The organism is Pseudoxanthomonas sp. SE1 (genome assembly GCF_029542205.1).
Lineage (GTDB): Bacteria > Pseudomonadota > Gammaproteobacteria > Xanthomonadales > Xanthomonadaceae > Pseudoxanthomonas_A.
In genome coordinates this window covers 104,663-130,858 of the sequence record NZ_CP113783.1, presented here as the reverse complement: position 1 = coordinate 130,858, position 26,196 = coordinate 104,663, and the positions used below count along the sequence as shown (strand labels likewise).

General features: G+C 65.4%; 30 protein-coding genes. 9 read left to right on the top strand and 21 right to left on the bottom strand.

Features of this window, described 5'->3' with window-relative positions:
* Positions 1-41 precede the first annotated feature (41 nt).
* Genes OY559_RS00655 through OY559_RS00640 form a run of 4 tightly spaced genes read right to left on the bottom strand, consistent with a single transcriptional unit; the run spans position 42 to position 3,738 of the window.
* On the bottom strand, positions 42-2,030 hold the full coding sequence (locus OY559_RS00655; protein ID WP_277728158.1) for a phospholipase D family protein: 1,989 nt from the start codon (positions 2,028-2,030) through the stop codon (positions 42-44).
* Positions 2,027-2,611, bottom strand: coding sequence for a YceI family protein (locus OY559_RS00650; protein ID WP_277728156.1), 585 nt, complete (start codon positions 2,609-2,611; stop codon positions 2,027-2,029). The genes OY559_RS00655 and OY559_RS00650 overlap by 4 nt, the downstream gene beginning before the upstream one ends.
* Positions 2,608-3,084 carry a SixA phosphatase family protein gene (locus OY559_RS00645; protein ID WP_192199678.1) on the bottom strand — a complete coding sequence of 159 codons (477 nt, stop codon included), beginning with the start codon at positions 3,082-3,084 and terminating at the stop codon, positions 2,608-2,610. Before OY559_RS00645 ends, OY559_RS00650 begins: the two co-directional genes overlap by 4 nt.
* A gap of 21 nt (positions 3,085-3,105) precedes the next feature.
* Positions 3,106-3,738, bottom strand: coding sequence for a nucleotide-binding protein (locus tag OY559_RS00640; RefSeq protein WP_142122952.1), 633 nt, complete (start codon positions 3,736-3,738; stop codon positions 3,106-3,108).
* 154 nt (positions 3,739-3,892) lie between these two features.
* Here OY559_RS00640 and OY559_RS00635 point away from each other — a divergent pair, with 154 nt between their 5' ends.
* Both OY559_RS00635 and OY559_RS00630 read left to right on the top strand, forming a co-directional pair.
* On the top strand, positions 3,893-5,392 hold the full coding sequence (locus OY559_RS00635) for an AAA family ATPase (protein WP_277728152.1): 1,500 nt from the start codon (positions 3,893-3,895) through the stop codon (positions 5,390-5,392).
* Between the two features lie 116 nt (positions 5,393-5,508).
* Positions 5,509-5,904, top strand: coding sequence for a polyhydroxyalkanoate granule-associated phasin (locus tag OY559_RS00630; protein WP_277728150.1), 396 nt, complete (start codon positions 5,509-5,511; stop codon positions 5,902-5,904).
* 199 nt (positions 5,905-6,103) lie between these two features.
* On the opposite strand, the gene OY559_RS00625 is transcribed toward OY559_RS00630, so the two are convergent.
* The 6 genes from OY559_RS00625 to OY559_RS00600 form a co-directional block, all read right to left on the bottom strand.
* Positions 6,104-6,454: a DUF1428 domain-containing protein gene (locus OY559_RS00625; protein WP_277729870.1), complete on the bottom strand. Its 351-nt coding sequence runs from the start codon at positions 6,452-6,454 to the stop codon at positions 6,104-6,106.
* Between the two features lie 261 nt (positions 6,455-6,715).
* The gene (locus tag OY559_RS00620) at positions 6,716-7,027 is read right to left on the bottom strand and encodes a hypothetical protein (protein ID WP_277728149.1); all 312 of its coding nucleotides are present in this window, start codon (positions 7,025-7,027) and stop codon (positions 6,716-6,718) included.
* Between the two features lie 139 nt (positions 7,028-7,166).
* A complete protein-coding gene (locus OY559_RS00615; RefSeq protein WP_277728147.1) occupies positions 7,167-7,583 on the bottom strand; it encodes a hypothetical protein in 417 nt (138 codons plus the stop codon).
* Between the two features lie 77 nt (positions 7,584-7,660).
* Complete coding sequence (locus tag OY559_RS00610; protein WP_277728146.1) at positions 7,661-8,431, bottom strand: hypothetical protein; 771 nt, start codon at positions 8,429-8,431, stop codon at positions 7,661-7,663.
* 101 nt (positions 8,432-8,532) lie between these two features.
* Positions 8,533-9,324, bottom strand: coding sequence for a hypothetical protein (locus tag OY559_RS00605; protein ID WP_277728145.1), 792 nt, complete (start codon positions 9,322-9,324; stop codon positions 8,533-8,535).
* A gap of 421 nt (positions 9,325-9,745) precedes the next feature.
* The gene (locus tag OY559_RS00600; protein WP_277728144.1) at positions 9,746-10,339 is read right to left on the bottom strand and encodes a hypothetical protein; all 594 of its coding nucleotides are present in this window, start codon (positions 10,337-10,339) and stop codon (positions 9,746-9,748) included.
* A 401-nt stretch (positions 10,340-10,740) separates the two neighbouring features.
* Between OY559_RS00600 and OY559_RS00595 the strand changes: the two genes are divergently transcribed.
* Genes OY559_RS00595 through OY559_RS00575 form a run of 5 tightly spaced genes read left to right on the top strand, consistent with a single transcriptional unit; the run spans position 10,741 to position 15,886 of the window.
* Positions 10,741-11,415: an ABC transporter ATP-binding protein gene (locus OY559_RS00595; protein WP_277728143.1), complete on the top strand. Its 675-nt coding sequence runs from the start codon at positions 10,741-10,743 to the stop codon at positions 11,413-11,415.
* On the top strand, positions 11,402-12,379 hold the full coding sequence (locus OY559_RS00590; RefSeq protein WP_277728142.1) for an HlyD family secretion protein: 978 nt from the start codon (positions 11,402-11,404) through the stop codon (positions 12,377-12,379). The genes OY559_RS00595 and OY559_RS00590 overlap by 14 nt, the downstream gene beginning before the upstream one ends.
* Positions 12,376-13,347 (top strand): HlyD family secretion protein, encoded by a 972-nt coding sequence (locus OY559_RS00585; RefSeq protein ID WP_277728140.1) that lies wholly within the window; start codon positions 12,376-12,378, stop codon positions 13,345-13,347. The genes OY559_RS00590 and OY559_RS00585 overlap by 4 nt, the downstream gene beginning before the upstream one ends.
* A complete protein-coding gene (locus tag OY559_RS00580; RefSeq protein WP_277728138.1) occupies positions 13,344-14,639 on the top strand; it encodes an efflux RND transporter periplasmic adaptor subunit in 1,296 nt (431 codons plus the stop codon). Before OY559_RS00585 ends, OY559_RS00580 begins: the two co-directional genes overlap by 4 nt.
* Positions 14,636-15,886: an ABC transporter permease gene (locus tag OY559_RS00575; RefSeq protein ID WP_277728137.1), complete on the top strand. Its 1,251-nt coding sequence runs from the start codon at positions 14,636-14,638 to the stop codon at positions 15,884-15,886. Before OY559_RS00580 ends, OY559_RS00575 begins: the two co-directional genes overlap by 4 nt.
* A gap of 203 nt (positions 15,887-16,089) precedes the next feature.
* Here OY559_RS00575 and OY559_RS00570 read toward each other — a convergent pair whose 3' ends face one another.
* The 8 genes from OY559_RS00570 to OY559_RS00535 all read right to left on the bottom strand — a co-directional run bounded on the left by OY559_RS00570 (position 16,090) and on the right by OY559_RS00535 (position 21,240).
* The gene (locus OY559_RS00570; RefSeq protein ID WP_277728136.1) at positions 16,090-16,806 is read right to left on the bottom strand and encodes a hypothetical protein; all 717 of its coding nucleotides are present in this window, start codon (positions 16,804-16,806) and stop codon (positions 16,090-16,092) included.
* Positions 16,807-17,113: 307 nt separating this feature from the next.
* Positions 17,114-17,563: a DUF4262 domain-containing protein gene (locus OY559_RS00565; protein WP_277728134.1), complete on the bottom strand. Its 450-nt coding sequence runs from the start codon at positions 17,561-17,563 to the stop codon at positions 17,114-17,116.
* 220 nt (positions 17,564-17,783) lie between these two features.
* Entirely contained in the window at positions 17,784-18,230 is a 447-nt protein-coding gene (locus OY559_RS00560; RefSeq protein WP_277728133.1) for a hypothetical protein, read from the bottom strand.
* A 51-nt stretch (positions 18,231-18,281) separates the two neighbouring features.
* Entirely contained in the window at positions 18,282-18,551 is a 270-nt protein-coding gene (locus OY559_RS00555) for a hypothetical protein (protein WP_277728131.1), read from the bottom strand.
* A 10-nt stretch (positions 18,552-18,561) separates the two neighbouring features.
* Positions 18,562-19,008: a hypothetical protein gene (locus OY559_RS00550; RefSeq protein WP_277728130.1), complete on the bottom strand. Its 447-nt coding sequence runs from the start codon at positions 19,006-19,008 to the stop codon at positions 18,562-18,564.
* Between the two features lie 80 nt (positions 19,009-19,088).
* Positions 19,089-19,520 (bottom strand): hypothetical protein, encoded by a 432-nt coding sequence (locus OY559_RS00545; protein ID WP_277728129.1) that lies wholly within the window; start codon positions 19,518-19,520, stop codon positions 19,089-19,091.
* 197 nt (positions 19,521-19,717) lie between these two features.
* Positions 19,718-20,560, bottom strand: coding sequence for a PhzF family protein (locus OY559_RS00540; RefSeq protein ID WP_277728127.1), 843 nt, complete (start codon positions 20,558-20,560; stop codon positions 19,718-19,720).
* Positions 20,557-21,240, bottom strand: coding sequence for a membrane protein YczE (locus OY559_RS00535; RefSeq protein WP_277728125.1), 684 nt, complete (start codon positions 21,238-21,240; stop codon positions 20,557-20,559). Before OY559_RS00535 ends, OY559_RS00540 begins: the two co-directional genes overlap by 4 nt.
* 60 nt (positions 21,241-21,300) lie before the next feature.
* Between OY559_RS00535 and OY559_RS00530 the strand changes: the two genes are divergently transcribed.
* A complete protein-coding gene (locus tag OY559_RS00530) occupies positions 21,301-22,752 on the top strand; it encodes a MocR-like transcription factor YczR (RefSeq protein ID WP_277728123.1) in 1,452 nt (483 codons plus the stop codon).
* 44 nt (positions 22,753-22,796) lie between these two features.
* Here the strand turns inward: OY559_RS00530 and OY559_RS00525 are convergent, their stop codons facing one another.
* The 3 genes from OY559_RS00525 to OY559_RS00515 all read right to left on the bottom strand — a co-directional run bounded on the left by OY559_RS00525 (position 22,797) and on the right by OY559_RS00515 (position 25,469).
* Positions 22,797-23,267 (bottom strand): MgtC/SapB family protein, encoded by a 471-nt coding sequence (locus tag OY559_RS00525; RefSeq protein WP_277728122.1) that lies wholly within the window; start codon positions 23,265-23,267, stop codon positions 22,797-22,799.
* A 56-nt stretch (positions 23,268-23,323) separates the two neighbouring features.
* Entirely contained in the window at positions 23,324-24,415 is a 1,092-nt protein-coding gene (locus OY559_RS00520; protein ID WP_277728121.1) for a hypothetical protein, read from the bottom strand.
* A 136-nt stretch (positions 24,416-24,551) separates the two neighbouring features.
* Positions 24,552-25,469 (bottom strand): AEC family transporter, encoded by a 918-nt coding sequence (locus OY559_RS00515; RefSeq protein ID WP_277728119.1) that lies wholly within the window; start codon positions 25,467-25,469, stop codon positions 24,552-24,554.
* Between the two features lie 167 nt (positions 25,470-25,636).
* Here OY559_RS00515 and OY559_RS00510 point away from each other — a divergent pair, with 167 nt between their 5' ends.
* The gene (locus OY559_RS00510) at positions 25,637-26,179 is read left to right on the top strand and encodes a VOC family protein (protein ID WP_277728118.1); all 543 of its coding nucleotides are present in this window, start codon (positions 25,637-25,639) and stop codon (positions 26,177-26,179) included.
* Positions 26,180-26,196: the final 17 nt, after the last annotated feature.

The following is a 26,196-nucleotide window of genomic DNA, read 5'->3' as shown; positions in this document are numbered from 1 at the left end:
CGGGGCTGAAGCCCCTCCTACAGACCTGCAGACCTGCAGACCTACAGGATCGGCACCAGTCCCGCACCGAACGCGGTCAGCACGCGCGTGTACAGCCATTTCGGCCCGACATTGACCTCGGGGAAGTCGCCCACCGCTACGTAGCACCGGTGGAAGGCGGGATCCTTCGGCCCGACCGGCAGCGGGCAATCGGGACCGGGCTGGAACTCGTAGCTGGTCGCATACCGCCACGGCCAGACGTCGAAGATCGGCAAAGCCTCGGACACCTTGCCCAGGCTGTAGTCCAGGCCGGAGAACACCGGCGGCTTGGCCCGTGGCGCGATCACCCACGCGTTGCGCGGCGACATATCGCGGCGGATGCTGTCGGCGAGCGCCTGTGCGAAGGCGGGGTCCTGGATCACCACGGCCGCCTCGGTGTTGTAGTTCTCCGAGCGCGGATCGAAGTTGTGCGTGCCGATCACCGCCGTGCCGCCGTCGATGACCATCGATTTCGCGTGCAGGCCCATGCGCACGCCGGCACGCTTCAACGGCAGCGGCTCGGAACCGGCGCCGCTGCTCAGGAACGACGGCCGCGACTCGGTTCGCTGCAGGCGACGCGTGGTCTCGCCCCCGGAGCCGGCCGACGGCCCGATGGATCCCGACGGCCCGCGAACGCGCCCGCTGCCGCCGCTGCCGCTGCCGCGACTGCCACCGGCACCGGCACCGCTGGCCGAGGTCGCCAGCGGTGGTCCTTCCGGCATCAGCGCGGCGTAGTCCACCGGCGCATCTTCCGGGAACGGCTTGTACTCGTGGATCTGGAAACCGAACTCGCGCAGGTAGCGGCGCTTGTACTTGAACGACATCGAATACACCACCGGGTTGTCGGTCGCGGCCAGGCTGTTGGTCGACACGATCACCTGCGGCGGCGGTTCGCGCGTGCGCATGTCGCGGAACATCGCCTGTGCCTGTTTCGACATCACCAGGTAAGGCGTCTGCAGCAGCACTTCAGACTGCGCGCTGCGGATCAGCGCCTCCAGCTCCGGCGCCGCGGGCGCATCGTCGTCGCGGCGCTCGCGCCGGTGCTTCTGCGGCAGGTCGGCGATGTAGCGCACCGCACCGACCGGGAAAGCCGCATCGACGAAGCGCTCCCGCATCACGGCCGGGTCGCTCGCTTCCTCGCGCGCCGCCTGGACCCGTGCCGGGCGCAGATAGCGCGGCACCGGCATCGCCGGCACGCCCTCGTGCAGCAGCGTACGGCCGACATCGTTCAGTCGCTCCGCCGGCACGCTGCGCCGTGCTTCCCAGAAAGCCTGGAAATTGGTGGCCATCGCTGCCGCCTCCGGACCCGCGACCAGCACGTCGCGGTCGCGGAAGTTGTATTCCGCGTCCCAGTCGAAATAGTCGTCCTGGTAGTTGCGTCCGCCGCTGATGCCGATGCGGTCGTCCACCAGCAACAGCTTGGTGTGCATGCGCTGGTTGAAGCGGCGGAAGCAGCACAGCACGCTGCCCGCATAGTCGAAGTAGTTCAGCTTGGCCTTGCCGAAGCTCGGGTTGTAGATGCGGATGGCGAAGTTCTCGTGCGCGCCGGACAGCGCGGCCAGGATCTCCAGGTCGGCGATGGCCGACAACTGGTCGATCAGCACCCGTACCTTCACCCCGCGTCGCGCCGCCGCCAGCAGTTCATCCAGCACCAGTCGCGCGCTGTCGTCCTTGTCGAAGATGTAGGTCTGCAGGTCGATGCGCTCGCGCGCGCTGCGGATCAGGTTCAGGCGCGCCAGCAACGCATCGGAGCCCTGGTCCAGGATCACCGCATAGTGGCGCGGCGCCTCCGGCGTGGACGCAGCGCGTGCCTGTCCGGCCAGGTCGTAGAGCGGCGACGACAGCGCGCAGGCATCGGCCTGTTCGCATTCGACCACCGTTGAACGGGCGCCTTCGGCGATACCGGCGGCACGATCACGCTGGCGGTCGGACAGGCTGGCGCAGGCGCTGCCCAGCAGCGCGACACACAGCACCGCGCACCGCGCGGCCAAGGCGGGGAAACGGCGGTTCACGGTGTCTTCGCACTCCGGATGCGCGCACGCAGTACGAACACCACGCGGTCACTGACCGCCAGCATCCAGTCGTCCATGTCGTAATCGCTGCGGCGCACCGCGCCCGTCGCCACCACATCGCAACCCACCGCGGGGTGCGAGCAGGTGGCCGGCGCCACCTCCAGGCTGCGCGGCCGGTTGATGCCCTTGATGCTCAGGTCGCCCTCCAGTTTGCCGCCGTCGTACAGCAGCATCGGGTCATACGGCCTGGAGGTGAACGTCACCACCGGGTAACGGTCGGCATCGAAGAACTTCTCGCTGCGCGCCCACTCGCTGTAGCGCGGATGCCCGGCGATCTCCACCTCGCGCGTGTACATGCGCAGGCGGACCTGTTGGCGGCCATCGGGCAGGTGTTCCACCGAGCCCTCGTAGCGCTGGAACACCCCATCCAGCACCTGCCCCCAGCGCGTGCGCAGTTCGAACCCCAGGCGCGTGTGCGAGGGGTCGAAATCGTTGCGTCCATCGGCCAGGGCAGGCGTTGCCAACAGCGCGCCCAGCCCCAGCGCGGCCAGCCGCATGATCCCCGGGGCTGCCTGTGTCATGGCCACCAGAAAGCGGAAAGCTGCGCCACTCCCGGCTCGATCGCGGTGTCCACCGGCAGCGTCAGCACCACCACGCCGGCGGGCGGCATGCCGCGGTATTCGCTGGTCACGCCGGAATACATCAGCGCGGCCAGCTGCTCGAAGCCGGGGTTGTGGCCCACCATCAGCAGGCGCTCGGCTTCACGATGCTGGTCGGCCAGGTCGGCCAGCGTTCCCGGCGTGGCTTCGTAGATGCGCTCTTCCAGCCGCTGCTCCACGTAGCCGACGGCACCCAGCACCGCCTCCAGGGTTTCGCGCGCCCGCCGCGCGGGCGAGCACAGCACCCGATCCGGCACCAGGCCCTTGTCCTGCAACCAGCGTGCGGCGGCCTCCGCTTCGGCCAGGCCTTGCGGCGACAGGGGACGATCCAGGTCCGACTGCCCGGTGGTTGCGGGTTCGGCATGGGCATGACGCAACAGGATCAGTTCACGCATGGGACAACGACTCCTTAGGCCTCAGGCCTTCTTGATCCATTTCAACAACGGTTCCCAGTCGGCCTGGTGATCGCGCACCTGGGCCGAGCGGTAGTCGAACAGGCTGCGGCCCAGGCCGGCCATCACGACATAGGCCTGCGTATCGCGCAACTGGGTGATCACCGGGTACGGCCAGGTCTTCAGCATTTCGACCGCCTGCTGCGATGCATTCGTCCACGGCTTGCTGCGGTTAACCACCAGGCCCACCGGCAGCTTGCGCTTGTGCACGCGCGGCACCTTGGCCATGGTGTTCAGGAAGCCCACCGTCGCCTCGATGTCCAGTGCCGACGGCAGCACCGGCACCACCACGGCATCGGCATGCTCCAGGAAGCCGCCCAGGTCGTCGGCCATCGCGCCGGCAGGCGCATCGATCACCACCCGCTCCGCGTCTTCCGGCAGCCAAGCGCGCCACGCGCGCTTGCCACTGGCATCGATCGGCAATACGGCGGTTTCCAGCTCCGCCCGGCGCTCGGCCCAGCGGGTGGAGGAATGCTGCGGATCGGCATCCACGAGGACCGTGCGCTTGCCGTCCAGTGCGAAATGTGCGGCCAGATTGGTCGCCAGGGTGGTCTTGCCCGCGCCGCCCTTGGAGCTGGCGACCAGAATCGTCTTCATGCGCGCACCTCGTTGCTGGAGAACCCGGAGGGTACACCGGGGCAAGTTAAGCGGGAACCGGCGCGGTGAAGCGCGACCCGTTGTCGCGGGCCGGTCGGCTCCCCGTTCCCGTGCGCGCTTGCTATCGTGCCCGTCCCCACGGACCGGACGCCCCATGAACGAGCTGCAGGACCTGACCGCGCTGATCCGCGCCAACACCCCGCTGATCGTCATCGAAACCCAGGACGAAGCCCGCGTGGTCGACCTGTTCCGGCAGGCCCTCGGCCAGGTGTGGCGGGCGCTGCACCGCTGGAGCATCACCGAAGGCCTGCGCCGGCTCGACATGGACCGCGAAGACGACGCCGTCGGCCCGCCCGACGCCAGCGCCGCCCTGCAGGCGATCAAGCAGGCCGACCAGCGCGGCATCTACCTGCTGCTCGATTTCCACCCCTACCTGGGCTACGCCAGCAGCCAGCGCCAGCTGCGCGACATCATGCAGCGCCGCCACAGCCTGCCGCACGTGGTGGTGCTGGTCGGCGCCAAGATCGAACTGCCGGCCGAACTGGAAGCACTGGCCGTGCGCTTCAACCCGCGCCTGCCCGATGGCAACGCCCTGCTGAAGATGGTGCGCGAGGAAGCCGAGCACTACGCCCGCGAGCACGGCGGGCGCCGTGTCGAAGCAGACGGCGAGGCCGTCAAGCAGATCGTGCGCAATCTGCAGGGCCTGAGCCTGGTTGACGCGCGCCGCATCGCGCGGCAGCTGATCTTTGCCGACGGCGCGCTGACCGCCAGCGACCTGCCGGCGCTGAACAAGCTCAAGTTCGAGCTGCTCAACCGGAGCGGCCACCTGCATTACGAGTACGACACGGCGAAGTTTGCCGATGTCGCCGGCGCCAGCCGCCTGAAGCGCTGGATCGAACAGCGCCGCGCCGTGTTCGTTTCCGGCAATCCGCCGCCCGGGCTGGACCTGCCCAAGGGCGTGCTGCTGCTGGGCGTGCAGGGCTGCGGCAAGTCGATGCTGGCCAAGGCCACCGCCGCCGGCTTCGGCGTGCCGCTGCTGCGGCTGGACTTCGGCACGCTGTACGACAAGTACCACGGCGAAACCGAAAAGAACCTGCGCGCCGCGCTCGCGTCAGCCGAACAGCTGGCGCCCTGCGTGTTGTGGATCGACGAGATCGAGAAAGGCCTGGCCAGCGGCGGCAGCGAGGACGGCGGCGTCTCCCGCCGCGTGCTCGGCTACCTGCTCACGTGGATGGCGGAACGCAAGGCCGGTGCCGGCAGCGGCCAGGTCTTCCTCGTGGCCACCGCGAACCAGGTGCAGGACCTGCCACCGGAACTGCTGCGCAAGGGCCGCTTCGACGAGATCTTCTTCGTCGACCTGCCCTCGCCCGACGCGCGCGTCGAGGTGCTGCGCGTGCACCTGTCGCGCCGCGCGCTGGATCCGGAAGCCTTCAACCTGCCCGCGCTCGCCGCCGCAGCGAACGGCTTCTCCGGCGCCGAGCTGGAACAGGCCATCGTCTCGGCGCTGTACGCAGCCCACGCCGAACAGAAGCCGCTCGACACCGATCTGGTCATGCACGAGATCCGCGGCACCCGCCCGCTCTCGGTGATGATGGCCGAACAGGTGCAGGCCCTGCGCGACTGGGCGCGGGAGCGCACGGTGCCCGCGGACTGACTGCCTGTTCCGTGGCGGGAGAGGCGCAGGTGGCAGGCGCACACCCCGCGCAGGCCACGGCATTCACCGGCCGCATACGCGCGCCATCGCATCATGCCGTTCCCACGGAGACCGCCATGAACCGCCCTCGCAGCGCTGTACGTGCCCTGGGCACGCAACTGGTGGAACTCGGCACCGCGGCACCGTTCGTCATCTCGCACCGCATGGCGCGGATGGCGACGGCCGGCCCCAACCCGTCGGTCCGCGACCGGCGCGAGTACGCCCTGATGTCGAACGAGAAGGTCGTCGCCGCCTGGGAATCCTGGCGCGCCATGGCCGGCTACGCGGTGACGTTGAACACCACGGCAACGCAGGCCGCACTGGCGTTCTGGATGCCATGGGCATTCACTGCGAAGCCCCTGCCGTCGCCTGAGGACGCCGTGGTCAACATGGCGAGCGCCGGTATGAAGCCCTACCGCCGCATCACCGTGGCCAACCAGCGACGCCTGAGCAAGCGCAAGCCGTCCCGCTGATCCGGGGTCGCAGGATGGTCGGCAGCAGGACCGCAGGATCGGTTGAGCCGCAGGCGATACCCGTCGATCCGTTCCTTTGTCGCAGCGTGAAGCCCCGACAGGAACGTCGCTGCGGCTGATCTGCACGTTGCACTCGGCACTTCATGGGATGTGGGTATTGCCTGCGGCTCAACCCATCCCGTATGCGGACCACGGCCCCTCAGGCATCCACGATGACGTTGAAGCCCCCGTAGATCATGCGCCGCGCGTCGAAGGGCGGGACTTCATCGCCGCGCTCCATCCTCGGGTCGACCATGACCTTGCCGTTTCCCTCGTCGCGCGCCTCTTTCGAAGGCCACGAGATCCACGCAAAGACCACCACTTCATCCGGCTTCCGTTTGACGGCCGAGTGGAACGAGGTCACTTCGCCCTCCGGCACGTCATCGCCCCAGCACTCGACGACATTGAGCGCACCGTGTTCACGGTAGATCGCAGCGGCCTCGCTCGCCATCTTCCGATAAGCCTCCAGGTTGGCTGCCGGTACGGCCGCCACGAATCCGTCGATATACATCTCGTCCTCCTGATGTCGTCTACGTTGCGTCGTACGTTCCGAAGCCGTGGCAAGCGTGGGCAAGGTGAAGACGCTCTACCTGGCCTGGTGCATGGGTGGCATCAGCTTAGCGCACTCCAATCAAGCCGCTCCCGAGTAAGTCGCCGGCCCGGAAGACCCAGCTGCGCTTTGCATACCCGGGCTACGCTGATCAATTGTCATGTGCGGTGACGACGCATGAGTTGGTCCGCGTCGCGAAGGGACTTCGGCTTGTGCGAACTGCTAGGGGACAAGCTGCACTTCTTCACGGCGTACATCCGAACCCGGTTCGCCATACACCTTCGTTGCCGTTGCACGCTTCATGAAGTCCGCTGCCAGAAGCGTCGGGCGGACGGCCTCAAGGAGGGCATCGGCATCCGGTCCGTAGAGATACAGATAAGCATCGCTGCCATCTGTCGCCACTTCGTTTCCGTCAAACTCTCCCGCGCCGGTCTTCTCCAGTACTTCTTCCAGCTGCGCTTCCAGCGCAAAAAGCGGCTTCAGGTCGGTTGATCCGTAGTCAAAGTAGACGATCACGGCCTGTTCTTCACTCACAGCCTCTCCTCCGACCCCACACGCGGCGAGCAATGCGCTTAATGCTGCACCAAGTACGGCGAATTTCACTTTTTGTCCCCTGATGCCTTATGTCGCCCGATGCACCGCGCCGCGAAGCGGCATCGGCTTGAATGAACTGTCAGGTGCCGCCCTCAAAGGTCTCGCTGTTGATCGTTATATCGAGTGAGGGGGCGCTGAGTGACCATGTGGAAAACACGCAGCCGTGATCTGCGGCGACGTCACACATGAACTCAACCCAAGCCAGATGGTCCGTAGCGGACAGCGTCACACCGTAAGGGCGGGTCGTGCCTTTCAGTAGCCAGTAGCCGCTCGGGCCCGGCTCTGTTGTGACAGTGCAATTCTCGGCAAGCTGTTGCCCCAATCGTTCAATCTGCGCTTGCGATCCCCCGAAATGCACGAAGTCAATTGCCAGCACCGTTTCAGAGTCGACACCGCCAGCAACCAATGCACTCCAAACCTGATCGGCTTCAAACAGTCGTTCAGCTCGCTTGCGTTGTCGGTACTCGTCCCACTCCTGCTGAGTCCCACTTTCCATGATGCCTCCTGTGTTAGCTAACACCTTATGTCTTCCGATGCGCAGTGCCGCGAAGCGGCTTCGGCTTGAATGAATTGTTAGAGCGCATCTGCGATCTGCCAGCCGGTATGGGTAAGTTCAAAAATGTTTCCGCCCGCCCCCATACTCCGCACCAACTCTTTGGAGACAAGTGATCGCAATGCGGAATCGTACTTAGCGAAGTCTTTTGTACTGTCGGCACCGAACGTGGTTGTTCCCACTTGGATGTTACGACCGCTTATGTACTCGTTCCTTGAGATCGTCCCGCTGCCGCTCTTCGCCGCTAGCGTAAGAAGCTCTCTCTCAGTTGGCGAAAGCTGAACTGCATCGCTGCCGTAAAGGCCGTGAGACATTCGATCACGCTCTTTGCGTAGTAGCTCAAGTTCCGCTCTTAGTTGTTCTTGCACTGACTCGTCTTCGATTTGTAGAACTTCTTCATCTCTCTTTGCTCGTTCTATCAGCTCCGTTTCCTTGCTGGCAAACAACTCTGACCTGGAGCGCTCTAGCTCAGTTCTTCTGATTGTCTTCTTGTGCTCTGCGTCGAGATGTAGATTATCAATGTATTCAAACGGTCTTCTGGAAAGATAGGCAAACGTGAGTTTGATCCATGGCGAGCATACGGCTACCACCGCACCTACTACTAATGGCCACACGATCAAGCTTGTAAAGCTTGTGGCTAAATCGAAGGCTTCCAGCCGAATTTGAGGGGATCCCGGCGTGGCTGCAAGCAGGAATATGCCCCGCCAGTTCAGTGCAATGAAAGACAACATCGCGTAGCCAAAGTATGGCGCCTTAATCCTTGCGCTTATCGCTTCGATGATGTCATTCACAAGGACCCCCGTTCAAATCAGTGCGCTCTAACGCTTGAGTTAAGCCGTGCCGCGAAGCGGCTTCGGCTTGAATGAATTGTTAGACCTAAGCCAAGGCACGGCTACAGGTCATCTCCGTGCTTGAAGGGCGGTTGCGTCGGGCCCAGCCAAACGGTCGAACACTCAGCCGGTTTTGGCGAGCCGTCACCGAAGTGCACGGCTCCAGACGCACGAACATGCTCAAGGTACCGAATGACGTTCTGATGCTTGGACGGTACTTGGTCCAATCTAGCGTCCTTTAGTAGCTGTCTAGAACCTGCCGCAATGACCGTATTGAAGCGCCAATTTAGGACACGATGAGCTGACTGAGCCGGTCCCTTCCACGGAACGGGGTACTCAAGGAAGTAGTAGTGCAGAGCATCTTCGGGATCCCGAGCAGCTGCCAGCAGGTTTGGAAATGTCTCCCATACGGAGTCTGCGATGCAAATGCCCGCCCACTCCTGCTGTTGCTCCATGAGGTATGCGTCTGTCAGCGCATCGCCTAGGGTCACTGCAGTCGCTGGGTTGTGATAGAGCTTTCCAGCAGCGACTGCTCCGCGAACTGGGAGTTTGCGAACAAGCATGAAGATGAAGAGTAGCCTGGCATAGAAGAGCAGCTTTAGGCAGCTTTCTTCCGTTTCGTCCAACGCGACCAGGATGATTGAATCCGAGAATATCTGGCGATGACACCACGGCTCGCCGGGCTTGTGGTTTGGCAGGTAGGTCGGCGCGGAACGATCCGTCTGGTGCCTCTGGTTAAGTGAGGCGGCTTGCTGGACAGCCCCCTCATAATCTTTTGCAAGCTCGGCCAGGGGTCGTTCTTGGAGCATCTGCTTGAAGCCGAGGATGTCGAGGAATGCAACCGCTCTCGCCATAATCTGTCCTTAGGTCTAACGCCTGAGTTAAGCCGACCCGCGAAGCGGCGTCGGCTTGAATGAGTAAAAAGGAAGCTCCCCATCCCTGCGGATAACCGCTCGGTCTTGAAGGACCATGATGGTTCTCACCATCGGTAGATCTGGAGGAGGAGCTTCCCATGCGCACTACAACCATCGGCGTGGACTTGGGAAAACAGGTGTTTTCCGTGTGCTCCGTGGACGCAGCCGGACGCAGCCGGACGCGTCGCAGCAAGTAGGATGGGTTGAGCCGAAGGCGATACCCATCTTCCTTTCGCCGATCAATCCACAAGGAAGCACGGAATAATGTCCTCATCAGACATGCGCATGATTCCGCGCACTTCACGAGGCGGAATTATCCATGATTTAGCATATGCCACGTCCTGGACAAACCGCGTCGCGCTCAGTTGAGCTCTCTGACTGCCACAGTTGCTTCGTTCTTGAACCAATCCGAGCGTACAAGAGTGATTCTGTAATTCGTTGACTTGTACGTAAAGTCCCACACGGACCCTGCCTTCGAATTCGGTTGGGATTGAGTCTTTCCATCCGGTGTCGTGATGTTGAGGTCGACTGTGAAATCCGCATGGAATCTTCCTACACCGATGATGGCCCCAGTGATCGGGTCAATCATTGACTCCCCCATGGTCAGGACAGCCGAACGCCCCTCCGACGTTGACATGCTGGGTTCCAACATCGGCGATGCGACCTTGATGGATGCCGCCTGTTCTTTGGCCTTCTTCAACTCGGACTCGAAGTAAGCCACCGTACCCGGCATTTCGGACAGCCAACTCAGATACCTTTGGTTATCGTCGGAAAGTTGCGCTATTCGTGCTTCAAGAACTTCGGTTTTTGCTTTGTATTGGTCGGCTTCCGCTTTTGCAGACGCCAGCTTCTTATCGTCAAGTAGTACGTTGAAGATCGCCCATGTTGAGCCGGCGACGAACGTCGTATAGATGATCACCGATTTTGTCTGATTGTCCTCAAACCAGCTGGCCATGCCGCATTCCCTTTCCATTGAGTTCCGAGATCCGTTGGCTCCACCACGGAATTTTCGCCACCATCCTCACGAGGGGTGGGAGCGACGTCAAGGTAACAGCACTAATGATCGACCTAAAGTGCCCTTCATGACTCGGACGCAGCCCTTCCCCTGCGTCGCGACGGCCCTGAAGATCGCGCCGCCAGATCCCGCCGGGCCGTATCTGAGCCTTCCCGCTCACCGGTAACCCTAAAGGAAGGAAAAGGCCTGCGGCCTGCCGCGGTTGCAACCTCACGCGGGCATCTGGGATGCTCGCGCCTCACCCGGCAGGACGCACGACCGTCGTCGCCTTTCCCGCCCACGCGTCGGGAACCTTGGCGGGCCGCGATGGTCGACACAGACGAGGGAACGAAGGGGACACGATGATCGAGTTGCAGGGCGTACAGCGGCACTACGCCATGAGTGGACAGACGGTGCGGGCCCTGGCCGGGGTGGACCTGCGCATCGGCCAGGGCGAATTCGTCGCCATCACCGGGCCGTCGGGGTCGGGCAAGTCCAGTCTGCTGAACATCCTCGGCTGCCTGGACCACCCCAACGCCGGCCACTACCTGTTCGAAGGCCGCGACGTGGCCACCTTCGACGACGAGGCCAGCAGCGACCTGCGCAACCGGCGCATCGGCTTCGTGTTCCAGAGCTTCCACCTGCTGCCGCGGCTGAGCGTGCTGGAGAACGTCATGCTGCCGCTGCGCTTCCACCGCCAGCCGCCACCGGGCACGCACGACCGCGCCCTGGCGCTGCTGGACCGCGTGGGCCTGGGCGAACGGCGCGACCACCGCCCCAGCGAACTGTCCGGCGGACAGATGCAGCGCGCCGCCATCGCCCGTGCCCTGCTGCTGCAGCCGGCCCTGCTGCTGGCCGACGAACCCACCGGCAACCTGGATTCGAAGAGCGCCGCCGACGTGCTGGCGCTGCTGGACGAAGTGCATGCCGGCGGCCAGACCGTGGTGCTGGTGACCCATGACAACGACATCGCCGCGCGCGCCCCGCGCCAGGTGAAGCTGCGCGACGGCAAGGTGGAATCCGATGCGCTCCAGTAAGGCCCTGTTGGCCGCCCTGGTACTGGCTGCCGCCGCACCCGCGCACGCCGTGGTGCTGACCGGCGAGGTGCGCGCGATCGACGCGCAGCAGATCCTCACTCCACAGTCGAACAGCGCGCCGGTCGTCATCCGCTATTACGTCCCCGAGGGCGAGCGGGTGAAGAAAGGCGAGGTGGTGCTGCGCATCGACCCCGGCCAATCCGCCAGCCGCATCCCCGACCTGGAAGCGCAGATCGAACAGGGCCGCGCCAAGGACGCCAAGGACGTCGCCGAACTGCAGGTCAAGGCGGTGCAGGCCGAGATGGCGCTGGTGGAGGCCGAGGCCGAACTGGCCACCGCCAAGCTGGACGCCACCATCCCCCCGGACCTGATCTCCGGCCTGGACTACGACCGCCACCAGGGCGAACTGGACCGCGCCACCCGCGAGGTCGCGCTGAAGCGCAAGGACCTGGCCGCCGCCAACATGGCCGTGGAGCGGCGCATTCAGGACGGACGCCTGCAGATCGACAAGCTGGTGTTGCAGCGCGACTACCACGCTGCGCTGGTACGCACCTCGGAGGTCGTCGCCGACCGCGACGGCGTGGTGGTGCACGGGTTCAACAACAACTGGATCGGCGGACGCATCGACGAAGGCTCGTCGACCATGCCCGGCAGCAAGGCCGGCGAAGTGGTCAGCAGCGGCCGCATGAACGTGCGCGCCTGGGCCCTGGAACCCGACCGCCGCGGCCTGGCGGTCGACCAGCCGGTGGAACTGGCGTTCGATGCCATGCCCGGGCGCAAGGTGACCGGCCGCATCGCCTTCATCTCCGGCGCGCCCGACCGGCGTCCGGAATGGGGCGAAGGCCGCTACTTCACCCTCGACATCACCCTGGACGCGCACGCGCTGTCGCTGATGCCGGGCATGAGCGTGCGCGTGATCGCGCGCCCCGCCACGGCACCGGCCGCGAAGGGGAAGGCGCCATGAAGCGTCATCTTTCCCTCCTCGCCCTGGCGCTGGCGACGAGCCTCCCCACCGCGCACGCCGCCTCCCTGCGCGTCGACGGCGAGGTCTATGCGCAACGCAGCGTGCAGCTGGTGCCACCGGCGGTGGATCGCCTGTGGCAGTTCAACCTGACCCAGCTCGCGCCCGATGGCAGCACGGTCAAGAAAGGCGACATCGTGGTCGCCTTCGACACCAACGAACTGGTGCGCCAGCTGAGCGAGAAGCAGAGCCTGTTGCAGGAAAAGAAGCGCGAGCTGGAGAACCTGACGCTCGACGTCGCCGAGCGCGAGCGCAGCCAGCGCCTGCTGACCGCACAAGCCGAAGCCGAGCGCGACAAGGCCGCCCGCAAGACGCTGCAGCCACGCGAACTGATCGCTGCGTTGGAGTACGACAAGCTGGTGGAGGATCGCCGCCGCACCGAGCGCCTGGCCGTGCTGGCGCAACAGGCCGAACGCGCCGCCGCCGAGCAGCGCCGGCAGGAACTGCGCCTGGTCACCGCCGAACTGCAGCAGGCGCAGGCCGATGTGACGCGCCTGCAGACCTCGATCGCCGCGCTCACCCTGCCTGCGCCGCGCGACGGCGTGATCATGCACAAGAGCAACTGGAACGGCGAGAAATTCGACGTGGGCTCGCAGGTCTGGCGTGGCCAGACCGTGGCCGAGATCCCCGACCCCGCCACCCTTGCGGTCCGTGCGCAGCTGCCGGAGCGCGACCTGCAGCGCGTACAGGTGGGCGCGCGTGCGCGCATCGTGGTGGAAGGCGGCGGCGGCAGTGCGTACCACGGCAAGGTGGCCGGCATCGGCCGCGCAGTGCGCAGCAAATCGCAGGTGCAGCCGGTGCCGGTACTGGACCTGGAGATCCACCTCGACGACACCCAGGCCAAGCTGCGCCCCGGCCAGGCGGTGCGCGTGGAGCTGACCGTGCCGGATATCACGGGAGGTGCGAAATGAAGCGTCCGTTGCCCGTGGTGATGATGCTGGCTTTGGCTGTATTGCTGACGGCCTGCGGCAGCGACGAGATGCCGATCGCCAGCGAGACGGTGGCGCAAGGCCCGCTGACGATCACCGTGCGCGGCGAAGGCGAGCTGCGTTCGTCCAAGCCGACGCCGTTGAACGTGCCGGGCAAGAACTGGGCCCAGCGCCAGGTGGTATGGATGGTGCCGGAAGGCACGTTGGTCAAGAAGGGCGACGTGCTGGCGCGCTTCGTGTCCCCGGAAGGCGAGCAGCAACTGGCGCAGGCGATGATCGACCTGCAGCGCAATGCCCTGGCGCGCGCGGCGAAGGAAAGCGGGCTGGATTCCGCGCAGGGCCGCGTGGAGGTGGACCTGTCGCTGGTGGCCGTGCAGTTGGGCATCGCCCAGCGCTATGCCGGTGCCGACCTCAGCACGGTGGCACGCAACCAGGTGCTGGATGCGATCGAGGACAAGGAGTACCTGCAGGTGAGGCAGGGCGTGCTGCAGTGGCAGCGCGACCAGTCGGACGTGCGCGGCGGTGCGGAACTGGCGGTGCTGGACGCGCAACGCGCCACCTTCGACATGAATGCGAAGACGCGCAAGGACGACCTGGACGCGCTGGAACTGCGCGCGCCCAACGATGGCGTGCTGCTGCTCGCCGCCAACTGGTCCGGCGACAAGCCGATGGTGGGCGCCAACCTGCGCGCGGGCTTCGAGTTCGGCAGCCTGCCGGACACCTCGGCGATGGAAGTGGAGATCGACCTGCCGCAGATCGAGGCGCAGGGCGTGCAGGCCGGCGATGCGGTGGTGCTGCATCCGTTGGGTCGCCCGGACCAGCGCATCGACAGCAAGCTCGCGTGGGTGGCCAGCGCCGCCAAGGTGCGTAACCGCGAGAGCCCGGTGAAGTTCCTGTCGATGCGCGCGCCGATTCCCGCGCACGCCATCGAACGCTATCGCCTGATCCCGGGCCAGCGCTTCGCCGCCTCGGTGGTGCTGCTCGATGCGAAGGACGCGATGGCGGTGCCGAACGTGGCTATCGAACAGCGCGACGACCGCCATTGGGTGCAAGTGAAGCAGGGCAACGACTACGTGGCACGCGAAGTGAAGCTGGGCGTGCGCGGCACGGCCCGGTCGCAAGTCCTGTCGGGCCTGAAGGCCGGCGACCAGGTGCGCCTGTCGCAGGTCGACGTGCCCGCGCCCGGCGACGACGGCAGCGACAAGGACAAGGACGCGACGGACGCCGAGGGCGAAGAGACCGCCACCGATGACGCAGAAGGAAAGACCGCATGACCGGCCTGTTCAACCGCCTGCCCACGGTCTGGCGCGAAGCGGTGGAGGAACTGTGGCGGCGCCGCCTGCGCACGCTGTTGACGCTGCTCGGCATGATCTTCGGCGTGGGCGCCATCGTGGCGATGCAGGCGGTGGGCGAAGGCAGCCGGCGCGAAGCGCTGCGCCTGGTGGAAGGCCTGGGCCTGCACAACCTGATCGCCGAGGCCAAGCCACAGGACGAGGACACGCTGAAGGAGACGCGCGAGCGCAGTGTCGGCCTGACCGTCGCCGATGCGGACGCCGCGCTCAGCGTGGTGCCCGGCGCGGAACGCCATGCCGCGGAGAAGCAGGTGCGCACGCATACCGTCTTCAGCGATACCGGCCGCAGCGATGCGCAGGCCAGCGGCGTAAGCGCGAACTGGTTCGACCTGTCGTCGCTGAAGGTCGCCAAGGGCCGCGCGTTCAACGCTGACGACGAGGCTGCGCTCGCCGCGGTCGCGGTGCTTGGCCACCAGGCGGCAGCCGACCTGTTCCCGAAAGGCGATGCCGTGGGCGGGCTGGTCAAGGTCAACCACGTGTGGCTGGAGGTGATCGGGGTGCTGGCCGACCGCGATCTGGGCCAGGACGATTTCGAAGGCGTGCAGCTGGGCTCGGAAAGCAACCGCATTTACGTTCCACTGGCGAGCGTGCGGGCGCGCTTCCGCTTCCAGCCGCAAGAAGACGAAGTGGACCGCTTCCTGCTGCGGCTGGACGATCCGCAACGCCTAGCCGCCGGTGCCGGCGTGCTGTCGGCGGTGCTGGACCAGCGCCATGCCGGCATGGCGGACTACCAGTTGATCGTGCCTCAGCAACTGTTCCAGCAGCACCAGCAGACACAGCGCATCTTCCAGATCGTGATGGGCGCGATCGCGGGCGTCAGCCTGCTGGTCGGCGGCATCGGCATCATGAACATCATGCTGGCCAACGTGCTGGAGCGGCGCCGCGAGATCGGCCTGCTGCGCGCACTCGGCGCGCGTCGTCGCGACGTGATCGCGCAGTTCCTGCGCGAGGCCACGGTCATCTGCATCGCGGGTGCTGTGCTGGGCCTGGTGTTCGGCGGCGTGCTGGCCTACCTGATCGCCACCTTCGCCGGCTGGCAGGTCGCGTGGGCCCCGGTGCCGATCCTGCTGTCGGCCGGTTTCTGCGCGGTGGTCGGCCTGGGCTTCGGCGTGTATCCCGCACGGCAAGCCGCGCAGTTGGATCCCATCGCGGCGTTGCGACACGACTGAGCCAACGCATTCGCCATGAATTCGTAGGATGGGTTGAGCCGCAGGCGGCTTTCAACGGCGAAGCCGGTCTACCCATCACGCGCAATCCGGAAGGCCCAGTACGAATGAAGCATCCGGCATTGCGCCGCTCCAGCATGCGTCCCCTCGAACGGAAACGAAGGTGATGGGTATCGCCTGCGGCTCAACCTATCTTACTCGCTCGCTCAATCGGCGAGTTCGCGCGTGTCCGATTCCAGTTCGGCGATCCACCTTGAAACGTCCGCATGCAAGGTGGCGGCCTCGCTTGCATCTTCCTTGCTCAGCGAATCTAGCGCATTCACCAGACCAATGATCTTGTGCGCGCGTGTGCCGGGCGCGGGTGACCATGCGGACGCGCATTTATCGTCGTACCGCAGGATGTATGTGACCCCATCAAGCCCCATCGATCCGGCAGCATCCGCATGATCTATTTCCGCTTTCAGCGTCTCCAGCGCGCGCGTTCCGAGTGCTTGCGGCAGGACGACGGGCGGGAACGTCTTGTAACTGGGCGCTAGCGGTTCAGTAGCCTGGTTTACTTCGGCACGCTCGGGTGGCGGAGGAGGTGGCGGCAGGTAACCGGCGGCAGAGGCCCCCGCATGGCCCGACAAGGATGCATGGGAAAGCCGGAATCCCTCCGGCGCAGCGAATGCCGGGAAGATGTCCACCCCGATTTCACCGGGTCTGGGTGCAAGCTCCTCAATACCGATTGAATCGACGCCCCCGGAGCACGGCTCAAGACGCGCCCGATACAGCGCTTGCTTTTCAGCCCGGATCGCACCAAGACGCGCCCGCCTGTCGTCCCAGCGCTCCAGTACGACCGGAACGACCACGACAGCGCACAGTACAAGCGCCACAGGCGTCACCATCAGCAGGACGCGCTTTACGTCGATGCCTGCCTTCATGCTTGATCCTCCCCGGTCGTGTCGTCAGTCTAACGCGATGGTCTGAGAAGGCGTGGTGGTCTCCGCAGGGCAAGCAGGGCAAATGGACCCGATCAGGGCGTTGCGGCACGACTGAAGCGCCGCATACGCAGACGAATTCGTAGGATGGGTTGAGCCGCAGGCGGCTTTCAACGGCGAAGCCGGTCTACCCATCACGCGCAATCCGGAAGGCCAAGCGCGAATGAAGCATCCGGCATTGCGCCGCTCCAGCATGCGTTCCCACGAACGGAAACGAAGGTGATGGGTATCGCCTGCGGCTCAACCCATCCTACTCACTCGAAAGCAATGGCTGGTTGCTGCGGAACCATTCCGATGCCGCCGACTCCCACGGCCATACGCCCGAGGTGGTGGGCCAGATGAGTTGCACGGCCTCGAAATCGGGGCCGTCGTGCAACCAGCAGGCGGAGCGCATGTAGCCGGCGCGATGCTCCCGCGCAACCGGGCCGAATTGAACGGCGAATCCGTCGAGGAAGCCCAGGTAGAGAACGCCGGGCTGGAACCGTTCGCCCGCCTGGCACCGGCGGTTGTACTCGTTGACCACCGAGTGCGACAGCTTGGCGTTGAGCCCGACGATGATGATCTCCGGCGCGCCGGATGACCTGGCGATGCCAATGGAGTACGAGAACGGCGGCTCCTTCTCGTCCGGGTCGAAGACGGAGGTGACGCTGCACCCGTGGTCTTCGATGTGCTGGAGGATATTGCGCTCGTATTCTTCCATTGGCTCGTTCGTACCTGTATCAAGCCGAGCAGCACAGCGGGTGTGGCTTGAATGAATCTTTAGACTCGTAGGATGGGTTGAGCCATAGGCGATACCCATCACGTGGATCTGAAAGGTCCAGCGCAAACGAGGTATCCAGCATTGCGCTGCTCCACCATGCCTTCCCACAGACGGGAACAATTGTGATGGGTATCGCCTGCGGCTCAACCCATCCTACGCGCTACGCCCTGCCTCCCCACCAGAACCAGAGTCGAAGACTGCCCTTGCCGATAGCGTAGTCCCCGCGACCCTCTGGAATGCCGGCGATGCCTTCGCGAAGCGCCTGAAGCCAGGTCGAGCCTACCTCGATTGCGGCCGGATCCAGGTTAGGAGGAAAAGACCACTGCTCCGCGACTGGGGAAAGCGTAAGCCGCAGCTTTTCCGGAGCGACCCAGGCAGCTTGGCCACGCATGTTGTTTGGCACGCCAAGCTCGGCCTTCGTCGGTGCAGTGATGGCGATCGAGCGGGAGCCAGTCCCGTCAGCGGTCAATGCGTCGAGCAGCGTCAGGAGTGACTGACACCCGACACGATCTGCATTGAGATGCCACCCCGGATAGCTCCGCTCGTTCTCGGTGTATCGCCAGATCGAGATGCGGCCGGATTGTTTCCAAGCGTTTGCGGATTGCATCTTGAGCTGCCTCCTAAACTTGACTGCGCCGCGAAACGGCGTCGGCTTGACTTAGTCCGCGCCGGCAGAACCGTCAGCCTTAGGCTTATTTGCTCCAGCCGCCGCGAAAACTACGATGTTGGCTAGTTTTGTCACTAGGTCCGTTAGCTTGGCGATTTCTTCGGCTGAAGCACCGGTGTCGATTGCGCGGCGCTTTGCGACCATGGCATGTGCCAAGTGCTCTCCAGCCGGCTCCGCAGCGTTCTTGAACGGTGAGGGGCTAGTGGTCTGCTTGAACTTGGCTTGAGCGATGCGCCCCTTTAGCACGTAGAGAAGGAACAAAGTCGCCTCCTCAAACATAGCGCGAGGATCCTCGGTCAGCGAGAGGCGTCTTGAACTCACGAAGCCGTTCAATCTCCAACTTCTCGGGAACAAAACGGGGAGGAACAAGCTCTGAAGGAGGAGAGAGCTCTCGACACCTGTCGGCAACTCTAGGACTATCGAACCTCATGTCCTGGGCTAGATGCGCAAACTCGTTCCGGATCTTTGCCACAAGCGCCAAACGCTTTCTCTCAGAGTCGTCGATTAAGCCGAGAAGGAAGGCCATTTTTACGCGGCTCATGAATGAGCCCAGCTCTTGTCCTGGGGCGAACGGATCCAGTCCGGAGGGCCGCTCCGGCACGAGCGCCGCCTCTAAAAGCTGTCGCAGTGTGTCATCCAGGACTGCTGCAGCCACAATCGATGCAGCCCTGTCGCTGGCGCCTGCAAATTCTGCATCAAGGACTTCAAGTGGGCTCATAGTTGGACGTGCGGGTTAGCGCATGAATTAAGCCGACCCGCGAAGCGGGTTAGGCTTGAATGAATTGTTGGGTCGCGCCTTCATGTATCGAATCCCAGGCCTTTGCTTTGGCCGTCAATGAAGTCGACGACCCAGAAGCGATCATGTTGGCCGAAACCGAGCTGGCAACTGACTCGTTTGGTAGAGTTGTGCATTGAGTAGCGCAACGACTCAATCTTTAAGGTAGCCAATTCGTGTTGATACTGCGGCCACTTGCGCAGGTATTCCGATTTTGCATCTTCAACGGCTCTCAGCAACCAGCTGTCGTCAATGAGGGTGGATTGGCAATAAGCGACCAGTTCCACCGCGGGCTCTGGCGACGCACGTTCATATGCTAGGTAGAACTTCAGGTCGCCGTATTTTCCACACCAAGACTCATCATCTTCTGACCAGCACGCGAGGCCAAGCGCGCCGAGATCGACTTCCTGCACAGGTTCAGCGCCGGTGCTCCTGAAAAAATCGAAGATGCCCATGTGCCACCTAACGCCCAGTAGACCCCAATTACCGGGGCGGTAGCTCGGATGTTCACGGCCTACAGCGGAGGCGTCAAGGTAGGGGATGCATAACCGCACAAACACATATCGGATGCAGGCCAGAATGCATAGTGCGCAAGCATCTCGTGCATGCTTCGCACTTGGTTCATCAACCCAACTTGGGATGATGGCTGAGGTCAATCCCCCACCACAATCTCCACCGCCGTCCCACTCACCCGCACTCCCTCGCTTACATCCACCGGCACCTCCACCCGCAACACACTCGGGCGTCCGAGATCATGCCCCTGGTGAATGGTGAACCTGCGATCGTTGGGCAACCGCTCCTGTGACGCCAGATACGCACCCAGCGCGGCGGCGGCCGCGCCGGTGGCCGGATCTTCCACCACGCCGCCCGGCGGGAAGGGATTGCGCGCATCCAGCGTGTGCACGTTCTCGCGCCACACCAGATTGATGGTGGTCCAGCCGCGTGCTGCCATCAACGCGGCGAGGGCATCGAAGTCGTAATGCAGCTCGGCCAGGCGCGCGCGCGATGCGGCGGCGATCACCGGATGCCATGCACCCGCATACGCCAGCCCGGGCGGCAAAGCGGAATCGAGTTCGTCGTGGCGCCAACCCAGCGCCGCAAGCAACGCGTCCAGATCGGCGGACGACAACGCATCGATGCGCGGCGCGACGCTGGTCAGCGTGGCGACGAATCCGGCATCGACCATCACCCGCACGCGTCCCGCCTGCGTGTGCAGCACGACATCGCCGGGACCGTGTGCGTGCGCCTGCGCGACCATCGCCGCGATGGTGGCGTGCCCGCAGAAGCTCACTTCGGCCAGCGGACTGAAGTAGCGCACATCGAGATCCCCGTCCGCGCGCGGCAGCAGGAACGCAGTTTCCGAATAGCCCACCTCGGCGGCGATGCGCTGCATGGCGGCAGCGTCGAGGCCACGCGCGTCCAGCACCACGCCGGCGGGATTGCCGCCCTGCGGATCGGTGGTGAAGGCGCTGTAGCGCAGCACGGTGGACGTCATGGTGTTTCCTCGCCGAGCGCGACCGCCTTCGGCGCCTCCAGCGGCACCACCAGGTAGCGCAGGAAGAACTGGGTCAGCGGGCCCACGCCGAACGCGAACAGCACGGTGCCGACACCGGCGACGCCACCGAGCAACATGCCGATGACCAGCACGGTGACTTCGATCAGCGTGCGGATACTGCGGATCGACCAGCCGGTACGGCGCGCGAGTCCCGTCATCAATCCGTCGCGCGGACCCGGCCCCAACTGCGCGCCGATGTACATCGCGGTGGCGAGGGCGCACAGCACCACGCCGGCCAGCAGGTAGGCGCAGCGCAGGGGCAGGCCTTCCGGCGTGCCGAGCAAGGCGAGGTTGAGGTCCGCGAACGGACCCAGCAGCAGGGTATTGGCGACCGTGCCCAGCCCGGGCATCTGGCGCAGGGGAACCCAGGCCAGCAACACGGCGACGGCGGTCACCACCATCACCATGCCGAAGGACAGCGGCACGTGCTGCGATACGCCCAGATGGAAGACATCCCAGGGCGAGGCGCCGACGGCCCCTTCGATCATCAGCGCGATGGCCAGGCCATACAGCCACAGGCCCACGCCCAGCCGCAGCAGGCGTTCGGGCAGGCGGCCGGCTTTCAGTTGCGCGAGCGGTCCGAGATTGGCGAGTCCGGGGGGAGAGGTGAGCGGTTTCATGAGGCCACCATCGTTGCAATTGGCTCTTTCTGATAGAGCCAATCCTGCGATAGTGGCCCCATGGACAGATCACTGGCACCCGACCACCTCGCCACCCTCGTGGGTGACTTCCCCCGTACCCCGGCCTACCGGGGCCTGCGCAAGGCGCTGGAGGAACTGATCGGCGATGGCCGCATCCCGCTGGGCACCCGCCTGCCCAGCGAACGCGCCGTCACCCAGGCGCTGGGCGTGTCCCGCAATACCGTCACCCGGGCCTACGCGGACCTGGTCGCGGCCGGGTTCGCCACCGCCCGCCAAGGGGCCGGCACGTATGCGACCGTGCCGCTCGACCGCCGGCGCGCGCACGACCATGCCCTGCACGCCCTCGGTACGGCGGCGTCGACGGAAGGGGTGATCGATCTCAACTGCGCCGCCGGTGCGGCCACGCCCGGCGTCGCCGCGGCGTACGAGCGCGCCATGGCCGCACTGCCGGCCTACCTGGCCAGCGACGGCTACCTGCCCTCGGGCCTGCCGGTGCTGCGCGCGCTCATCGCGGCATCGTACGTGCGGCGCGGACTGCCCACCGCGCCGGAGCAGATCGTGATCACCTCGGGGGCGCTGTCGGCCATCGCCATCATCGCGCGCGCACTGTCGCGACCCGGCGACCGCATCATGATCGAGTCGCCGGTGTACTCGAACGCGATCGAAGCGCTGCGCCTGGGCGGTGCCCGGCTGGTGAGTGCCCCGATGGCCGATCCGCTCGGCGAGGAAGGCTGGGACCTGGCGGCCATCGAGGCCACGCTCAGGCAGACATCGCCACGCGCGGCCTACCTGATTCCGGATTTCCAGAACCCCACCGGCTTCCTGATGCGCGACGGCCAGCGTGCCCGCTACGCCGCCGCGCTGCAGGCGACGCGGACCACCGCGATCATCGACGAGACGCTGCAATCGACCTGCCTGTCGGACGATCCCATGCCCGCTCCGTTCGCCGCGCACGCGACGGATGCCTTCACCATCGGCAGCGCATCGAAGCTGTGCTGGGGCGGCCTGCGCGTGGGCTGGATCCGCGCGCCACGGCCGGCGGTCGACCGCATCATCGCCGCACGCGTGCAGATGGACTTGGGCAGTTCCCTGTTCGACCAGTTGGTGGTCGCGGAAATGCTGGAGGCGGACGGCGCGCTCGCCACGCGGCGTACGCAGCTGCGGCAACGGCGCGACGCGCTGGCGCAGGCACTGCATGAGCACCTGCCGGGCTGGTGTTTCCGCCTGCCCGACGGCGGCCTGACGTTATGGGTGAAGATGCCGCATGGCAGCGCCACGCAGCTGGCCGCCGACGTGGAGCGCAAGGGCGTCTATCTGGCGCCGGGCCCGGTCTTCAGCGTGGAAGGTGGCGCCGACACCTGGTTGCGGATTCCGTACGCCAAGCCGGAAGCGCAGCTGGTGCAGGCGGTCCGGATCATCGCCGATGCGTGGTCGGAGAGCGCCCGCGATACCGGGCACCGCCGCAACGCCACGCGGCGCCTGATCGCGTGAAGAGCGCGGCTGCATTGCCGGGCAGGATTCGCGATTTCTGATCGCTAGCCTGCGTCGTCGTGGCGCGTCATGCGACGCTCCAGCCACGCGAGCACCGACAGCACCGCAAGGGTGAGCAGCGTGGCCAGCAGGGCCAGCCAACCATGGCCGAAGCCGACCGCCACGCCGATCACGGCCACCATCAACAGCGATGCCGCCGTGGTGATGCCGGCGACCACGCGACCGCGATGCGCGATCATGGTGCCGGCGCCGATGAAGGCGACACCGGCGATCACCGCTTCCACCAGCCGGAACGGATCGATCTGCACGCGACCGTCATGGTCGTGCTGCGCCTGCGCCAGCATCATGTCGCCCATGCCGGTGAGCATGGCCGCCGCACCGGCCACCAGCGTGTGCGTGCGGAAGCCGGCCGGCCGGTCCTTCATCTCGCGCTCCAGGCCGATGACACCGCCCAGCAGCATCGCGAACGCGATGCGGGCGACCACCGCTGCCTGCGCCTCCCATCCGTCGAACATGGCGTGATCCTCCAGCGGCGATGCTTGCATCGGTGCGGTCAACGCGGTGCGAAGGCTTAGTGGGTGGCAGGGATCGGCGCGCCCGTCAGGAGCTCGCGCCAGCCTTGGTGAGCGGGCAACCATCCCGAAGGCGGCTCAGCGGCGATCCCGTTGATCTGCATCAGTCGACGCAGCGTCGCGAACTCGCCTTCTCGGAACAGATGGTCGATGTAGTCCTCGGGCATCTTCTGTTCCGGTACGGAAGGATCGCTCAGACGACGCAGGCTCTCGTAGACCCATGCAAAACGCCGCAGGCGCTCGCGGGCGGCAGCACGCTCTGCATCGGTATCCGCCCACTCGACCAGGCGCGGCAGACCGAGCATCTGCGAGATCAGGATCGTCTCATCGTCGGCTAGCAACGTGTAGACACGCCGGCATGCCGAACGCGCGGCGGACGGAAGAGAGCCCACCTGGGCGGTGCAGCGATCCCGTATGGGGACGAGCGTCGGCACCGCGATGGCGGCGATACGCGCCATCACCACGAAGTCCGCCATGTCGCGTGGCGTGGCATCGCGACCGAGGTGGGCATCCTCGCCGATCGCGGCGGCGAGCGTGGGATCGAGGACGGGCGCCGGCACCCTTCGCAGTTCGGACATCATCAGCGTGCCCAGCTCGTTTATGCGCGAGTGGTAGCGCGTACCTGCAGACGCAGCTTGCCAGTAGCGTTCGGCCGCCACCGTGTCGTTCCGCCCGATAGCATCCTGGTAGGCGGTGAGCAGGATCTCGGCATTGCCGGGATCGGCCACCATCAGGCGCCGCAGCAGCATGATCCGGTCGCAGTCGGCTCCGGTCACCGGGCAAGCATTCAACAGCGCCCAATCCACCAGCACATCGTCGCCGCGCGAGCCATCGTAGGCCGCTTGTATCCAGGCACGTGCTTGTGGACCGAAGAAAGCAGCGTCCGTCGGGATGCGTTCTGCACGCTCTTCGTCGGGCCACAGCCAGCCCGCCACCAACAGATCGCGCGGCACCCCCCGCGCGGCGACGGCTCTAAGATGGGCTTCGACGTTCGTTCGCCACGCTGCGTGCCAAGCCTTGCTGGTCGCCGCCAGACGTGGATCCGACTCGACGCGGCTGGACACCTCGGTGGGCGCGCCTTCCTGCGCCATTACCAGCGAGGGCATCCACGACGCCACCACCAGCACCCACCATAAGCCCGCGTGCACTGCCTTGCGCATGATCCACCCCTGCCGGGAACCGACAGCGACGTTCGCACGCGAGTGCCTCGCGCATCAAGCGTGGCGACTAGGACACCAGCAGGTGCGCAATCCACGCCCACATCGGCAGCGTCACCAGCGACAGCAGGATGCCGTAGCCCACCAGTGCGGCGGCCAGGCGCGGGGCCAGCTGGTGCGAGATCGCGAGTGCGGCAGCGGTGATCATGGTGGGCATGGCCGACTCCAGCACGTTGGCCTGCAGCATCTCGCCGGTCATGCCGAAGGCGAGCGACAACGGCAGCGCGAGCGCCGGCATGACGATGAGCCGCAGCAGCAGGCCCACCGCCAGCGGCTTCACTTCATCGCGCGGCAGCTTCAGCTGGATGGTCAGGCCGACCGCCAGCATCACCAGCGGCAATAGCGCGTCGGCGAGCTTCTGCAATGCGGATGCGATCCAGGCCGGCGGCTGTTCCGGCATCAGGGTCAGGCCGAACAGCAGCGCCCACACCGGCGGAAACTTCACGATGCGCAGGCCGATCTCGCGTGCGGTCGGTGGCGCATCGCCGCCGTAGCGCGCCAGCACGTACAGGCCGAAGGTGGACAGAAGGACGAAGGTGCCGAACTGGTCGTAGACCACCGCGTAAGGCAGCGCGTGCTCGCCCAGCAGCGCACGCACCATCGGATAGCCGATGAAGCTGCTGTTGCACAGCGCCACGCACAGCAGCAGCACGGCGTGCTCGTCGCGGCGGAACCTGAAGATGCGCGTCGCCAGCGCCACCAGCGCCACGGTGGCGACGGTCAGCACCCACGGCGTGGCGATCACGCCCAGCAACGACACGTCCACGTGCAGGCGCGGCACATAGGTCAGCACGGCGGCAGGCAGGCAGACGTACAGCACCACGCGGTTGAGCACGTCGGCGGCGTTGTCGGGAAATACGCGCAGGCGCGCGAACACCATGCCGAGCGCCAGCATGGTGAGGATCAGGGCGAAGGCATCGAATGCCATGGACATCGGAGCAGTGCGTGGGGATGGCAGGATCGCACAGGCGCTTGCCGGCGCGCCTGCGCCTTTCGTCGATGCCCATGCATTCCGCAGGCGCCGCATCGCCGCGGGCCGCGCCTGACCGCGATGCGGGCAACCATCACGCTTCCCTCCCGGATGGAAGCAAGTCCATGGCACGCACGATCCCGGTTCCCGTCGGTTCGAACATGGTCAACCCGTTCCTGATCACCGATCGCGCCAGCGACCTGATCGCGTTTCTTGTCGATGTCTTTGGCGCGGAAGAAGTCCCCGAAGCGCGCACGCTGGATGCCGACGGCCTGATCCTGCACGCCGAACTGCGCATCGGCGACGCGTTACTGACCCTTGCCGACCGCAAGCCGGACTGGCCGTTCACGCCGGCGCTGACACGCGTCTACGTGGCGGATGCGGCCGCGACCCTGGTGCATGCCGTGCAACGCGGTGCGCAGGTGGTGACGCGACCGACGCCGTTCTTCGGCGACACCCTGGCGCGCTTCCAGGATCCTTCCGGCAACCTGTGGTGGGTCCAGCAGCACGACCCGCTCGCGGTCGCCTCGTGGGACGACGGAGCGGGCCCGCTGGAAGATGCGCACGACCAAGGGTGGGCCTGTTCGAATCCGGATCTGGACGAGATCCACGCCACCCTGATGGTCGCCATGGCCGGCCTGCGCGATCCGCGTACCGCGCCGGGCTGATCCCGCCGCGACATGCC

Bases quoted from the DNA above. Each gene is read 5' to 3' on its own strand.
- OY559_RS00570 (WP_277728136.1), bottom strand. From the start codon at position 16,806: ATGAAGGCAGGCATCGACGTAAAGCGCGTCCTGCTGATGGTGACGCCT.
- OY559_RS00585 (WP_277728140.1), top strand. From the start codon at position 12,376: ATGAAGCGTCATCTTTCCCTCCTCGCCCTGGCGCTGGCGACGAGCCTC.
- OY559_RS00595 (WP_277728143.1), top strand. From the start codon at position 10,741: ATGATCGAGTTGCAGGGCGTACAGCGGCACTACGCCATGAGTGGACAG.
- OY559_RS00515 (WP_277728119.1), bottom strand. From the start codon at position 25,469: ATGGCATTCGATGCCTTCGCCCTGATCCTCACCATGCTGGCGCTCGGC.
- OY559_RS00640 (WP_142122952.1), bottom strand. From the start codon at position 3,738: ATGAAGACGATTCTGGTCGCCAGCTCCAAGGGCGGCGCGGGCAAGACC.
- OY559_RS00520 (WP_277728121.1), bottom strand. From the start codon at position 24,415: ATGGCGCAGGAAGGCGCGCCCACCGAGGTGTCCAGCCGCGTCGAGTCG.
- OY559_RS00550 (WP_277728130.1), bottom strand. From the start codon at position 19,008: ATGAGCCCACTTGAAGTCCTTGATGCAGAATTTGCAGGCGCCAGCGAC.
- OY559_RS00565 (WP_277728134.1), bottom strand. From the start codon at position 17,563: ATGGAAGAATACGAGCGCAATATCCTCCAGCACATCGAAGACCACGGG.
- OY559_RS00600 (WP_277728144.1), bottom strand. From the start codon at position 10,339: ATGGCCAGCTGGTTTGAGGACAATCAGACAAAATCGGTGATCATCTAT.
- OY559_RS00625 (WP_277729870.1), bottom strand. From the start codon at position 6,454: ATGTATATCGACGGATTCGTGGCGGCCGTACCGGCAGCCAACCTGGAG.
- OY559_RS00645 (WP_192199678.1), bottom strand. From the start codon at position 3,084: ATGCGTGAACTGATCCTGTTGCGTCATGCCCATGCCGAACCCGCAACC.
- OY559_RS00605 (WP_277728145.1), bottom strand. From the start codon at position 9,324: ATGGCGAGAGCGGTTGCATTCCTCGACATCCTCGGCTTCAAGCAGATG.
- OY559_RS00560 (WP_277728133.1), bottom strand. From the start codon at position 18,230: ATGCAATCCGCAAACGCTTGGAAACAATCCGGCCGCATCTCGATCTGG.
- OY559_RS00530 (WP_277728123.1), top strand. From the start codon at position 21,301: ATGGACAGATCACTGGCACCCGACCACCTCGCCACCCTCGTGGGTGAC.
- OY559_RS00510 (WP_277728118.1), top strand. From the start codon at position 25,637: ATGGCACGCACGATCCCGGTTCCCGTCGGTTCGAACATGGTCAACCCG.
- OY559_RS00615 (WP_277728147.1), bottom strand. From the start codon at position 7,583: ATGGAAAGTGGGACTCAGCAGGAGTGGGACGAGTACCGACAACGCAAG.
- OY559_RS00540 (WP_277728127.1), bottom strand. From the start codon at position 20,560: ATGACGTCCACCGTGCTGCGCTACAGCGCCTTCACCACCGATCCGCAG.
- OY559_RS00590 (WP_277728142.1), top strand. From the start codon at position 11,402: ATGCGCTCCAGTAAGGCCCTGTTGGCCGCCCTGGTACTGGCTGCCGCC.
- OY559_RS00575 (WP_277728137.1), top strand. From the start codon at position 14,636: ATGACCGGCCTGTTCAACCGCCTGCCCACGGTCTGGCGCGAAGCGGTG.
- OY559_RS00535 (WP_277728125.1), bottom strand. From the start codon at position 21,240: ATGAAACCGCTCACCTCTCCCCCCGGACTCGCCAATCTCGGACCGCTC.
- OY559_RS00580 (WP_277728138.1), top strand. From the start codon at position 13,344: ATGAAGCGTCCGTTGCCCGTGGTGATGATGCTGGCTTTGGCTGTATTG.
- OY559_RS00635 (WP_277728152.1), top strand. From the start codon at position 3,893: ATGAACGAGCTGCAGGACCTGACCGCGCTGATCCGCGCCAACACCCCG.
- OY559_RS00545 (WP_277728129.1), bottom strand. From the start codon at position 19,520: ATGGGCATCTTCGATTTTTTCAGGAGCACCGGCGCTGAACCTGTGCAG.
- OY559_RS00650 (WP_277728156.1), bottom strand. From the start codon at position 2,611: ATGACACAGGCAGCCCCGGGGATCATGCGGCTGGCCGCGCTGGGGCTG.
- OY559_RS00630 (WP_277728150.1), top strand. From the start codon at position 5,509: ATGAACCGCCCTCGCAGCGCTGTACGTGCCCTGGGCACGCAACTGGTG.
- OY559_RS00525 (WP_277728122.1), bottom strand. From the start codon at position 23,267: ATGTTCGACGGATGGGAGGCGCAGGCAGCGGTGGTCGCCCGCATCGCG.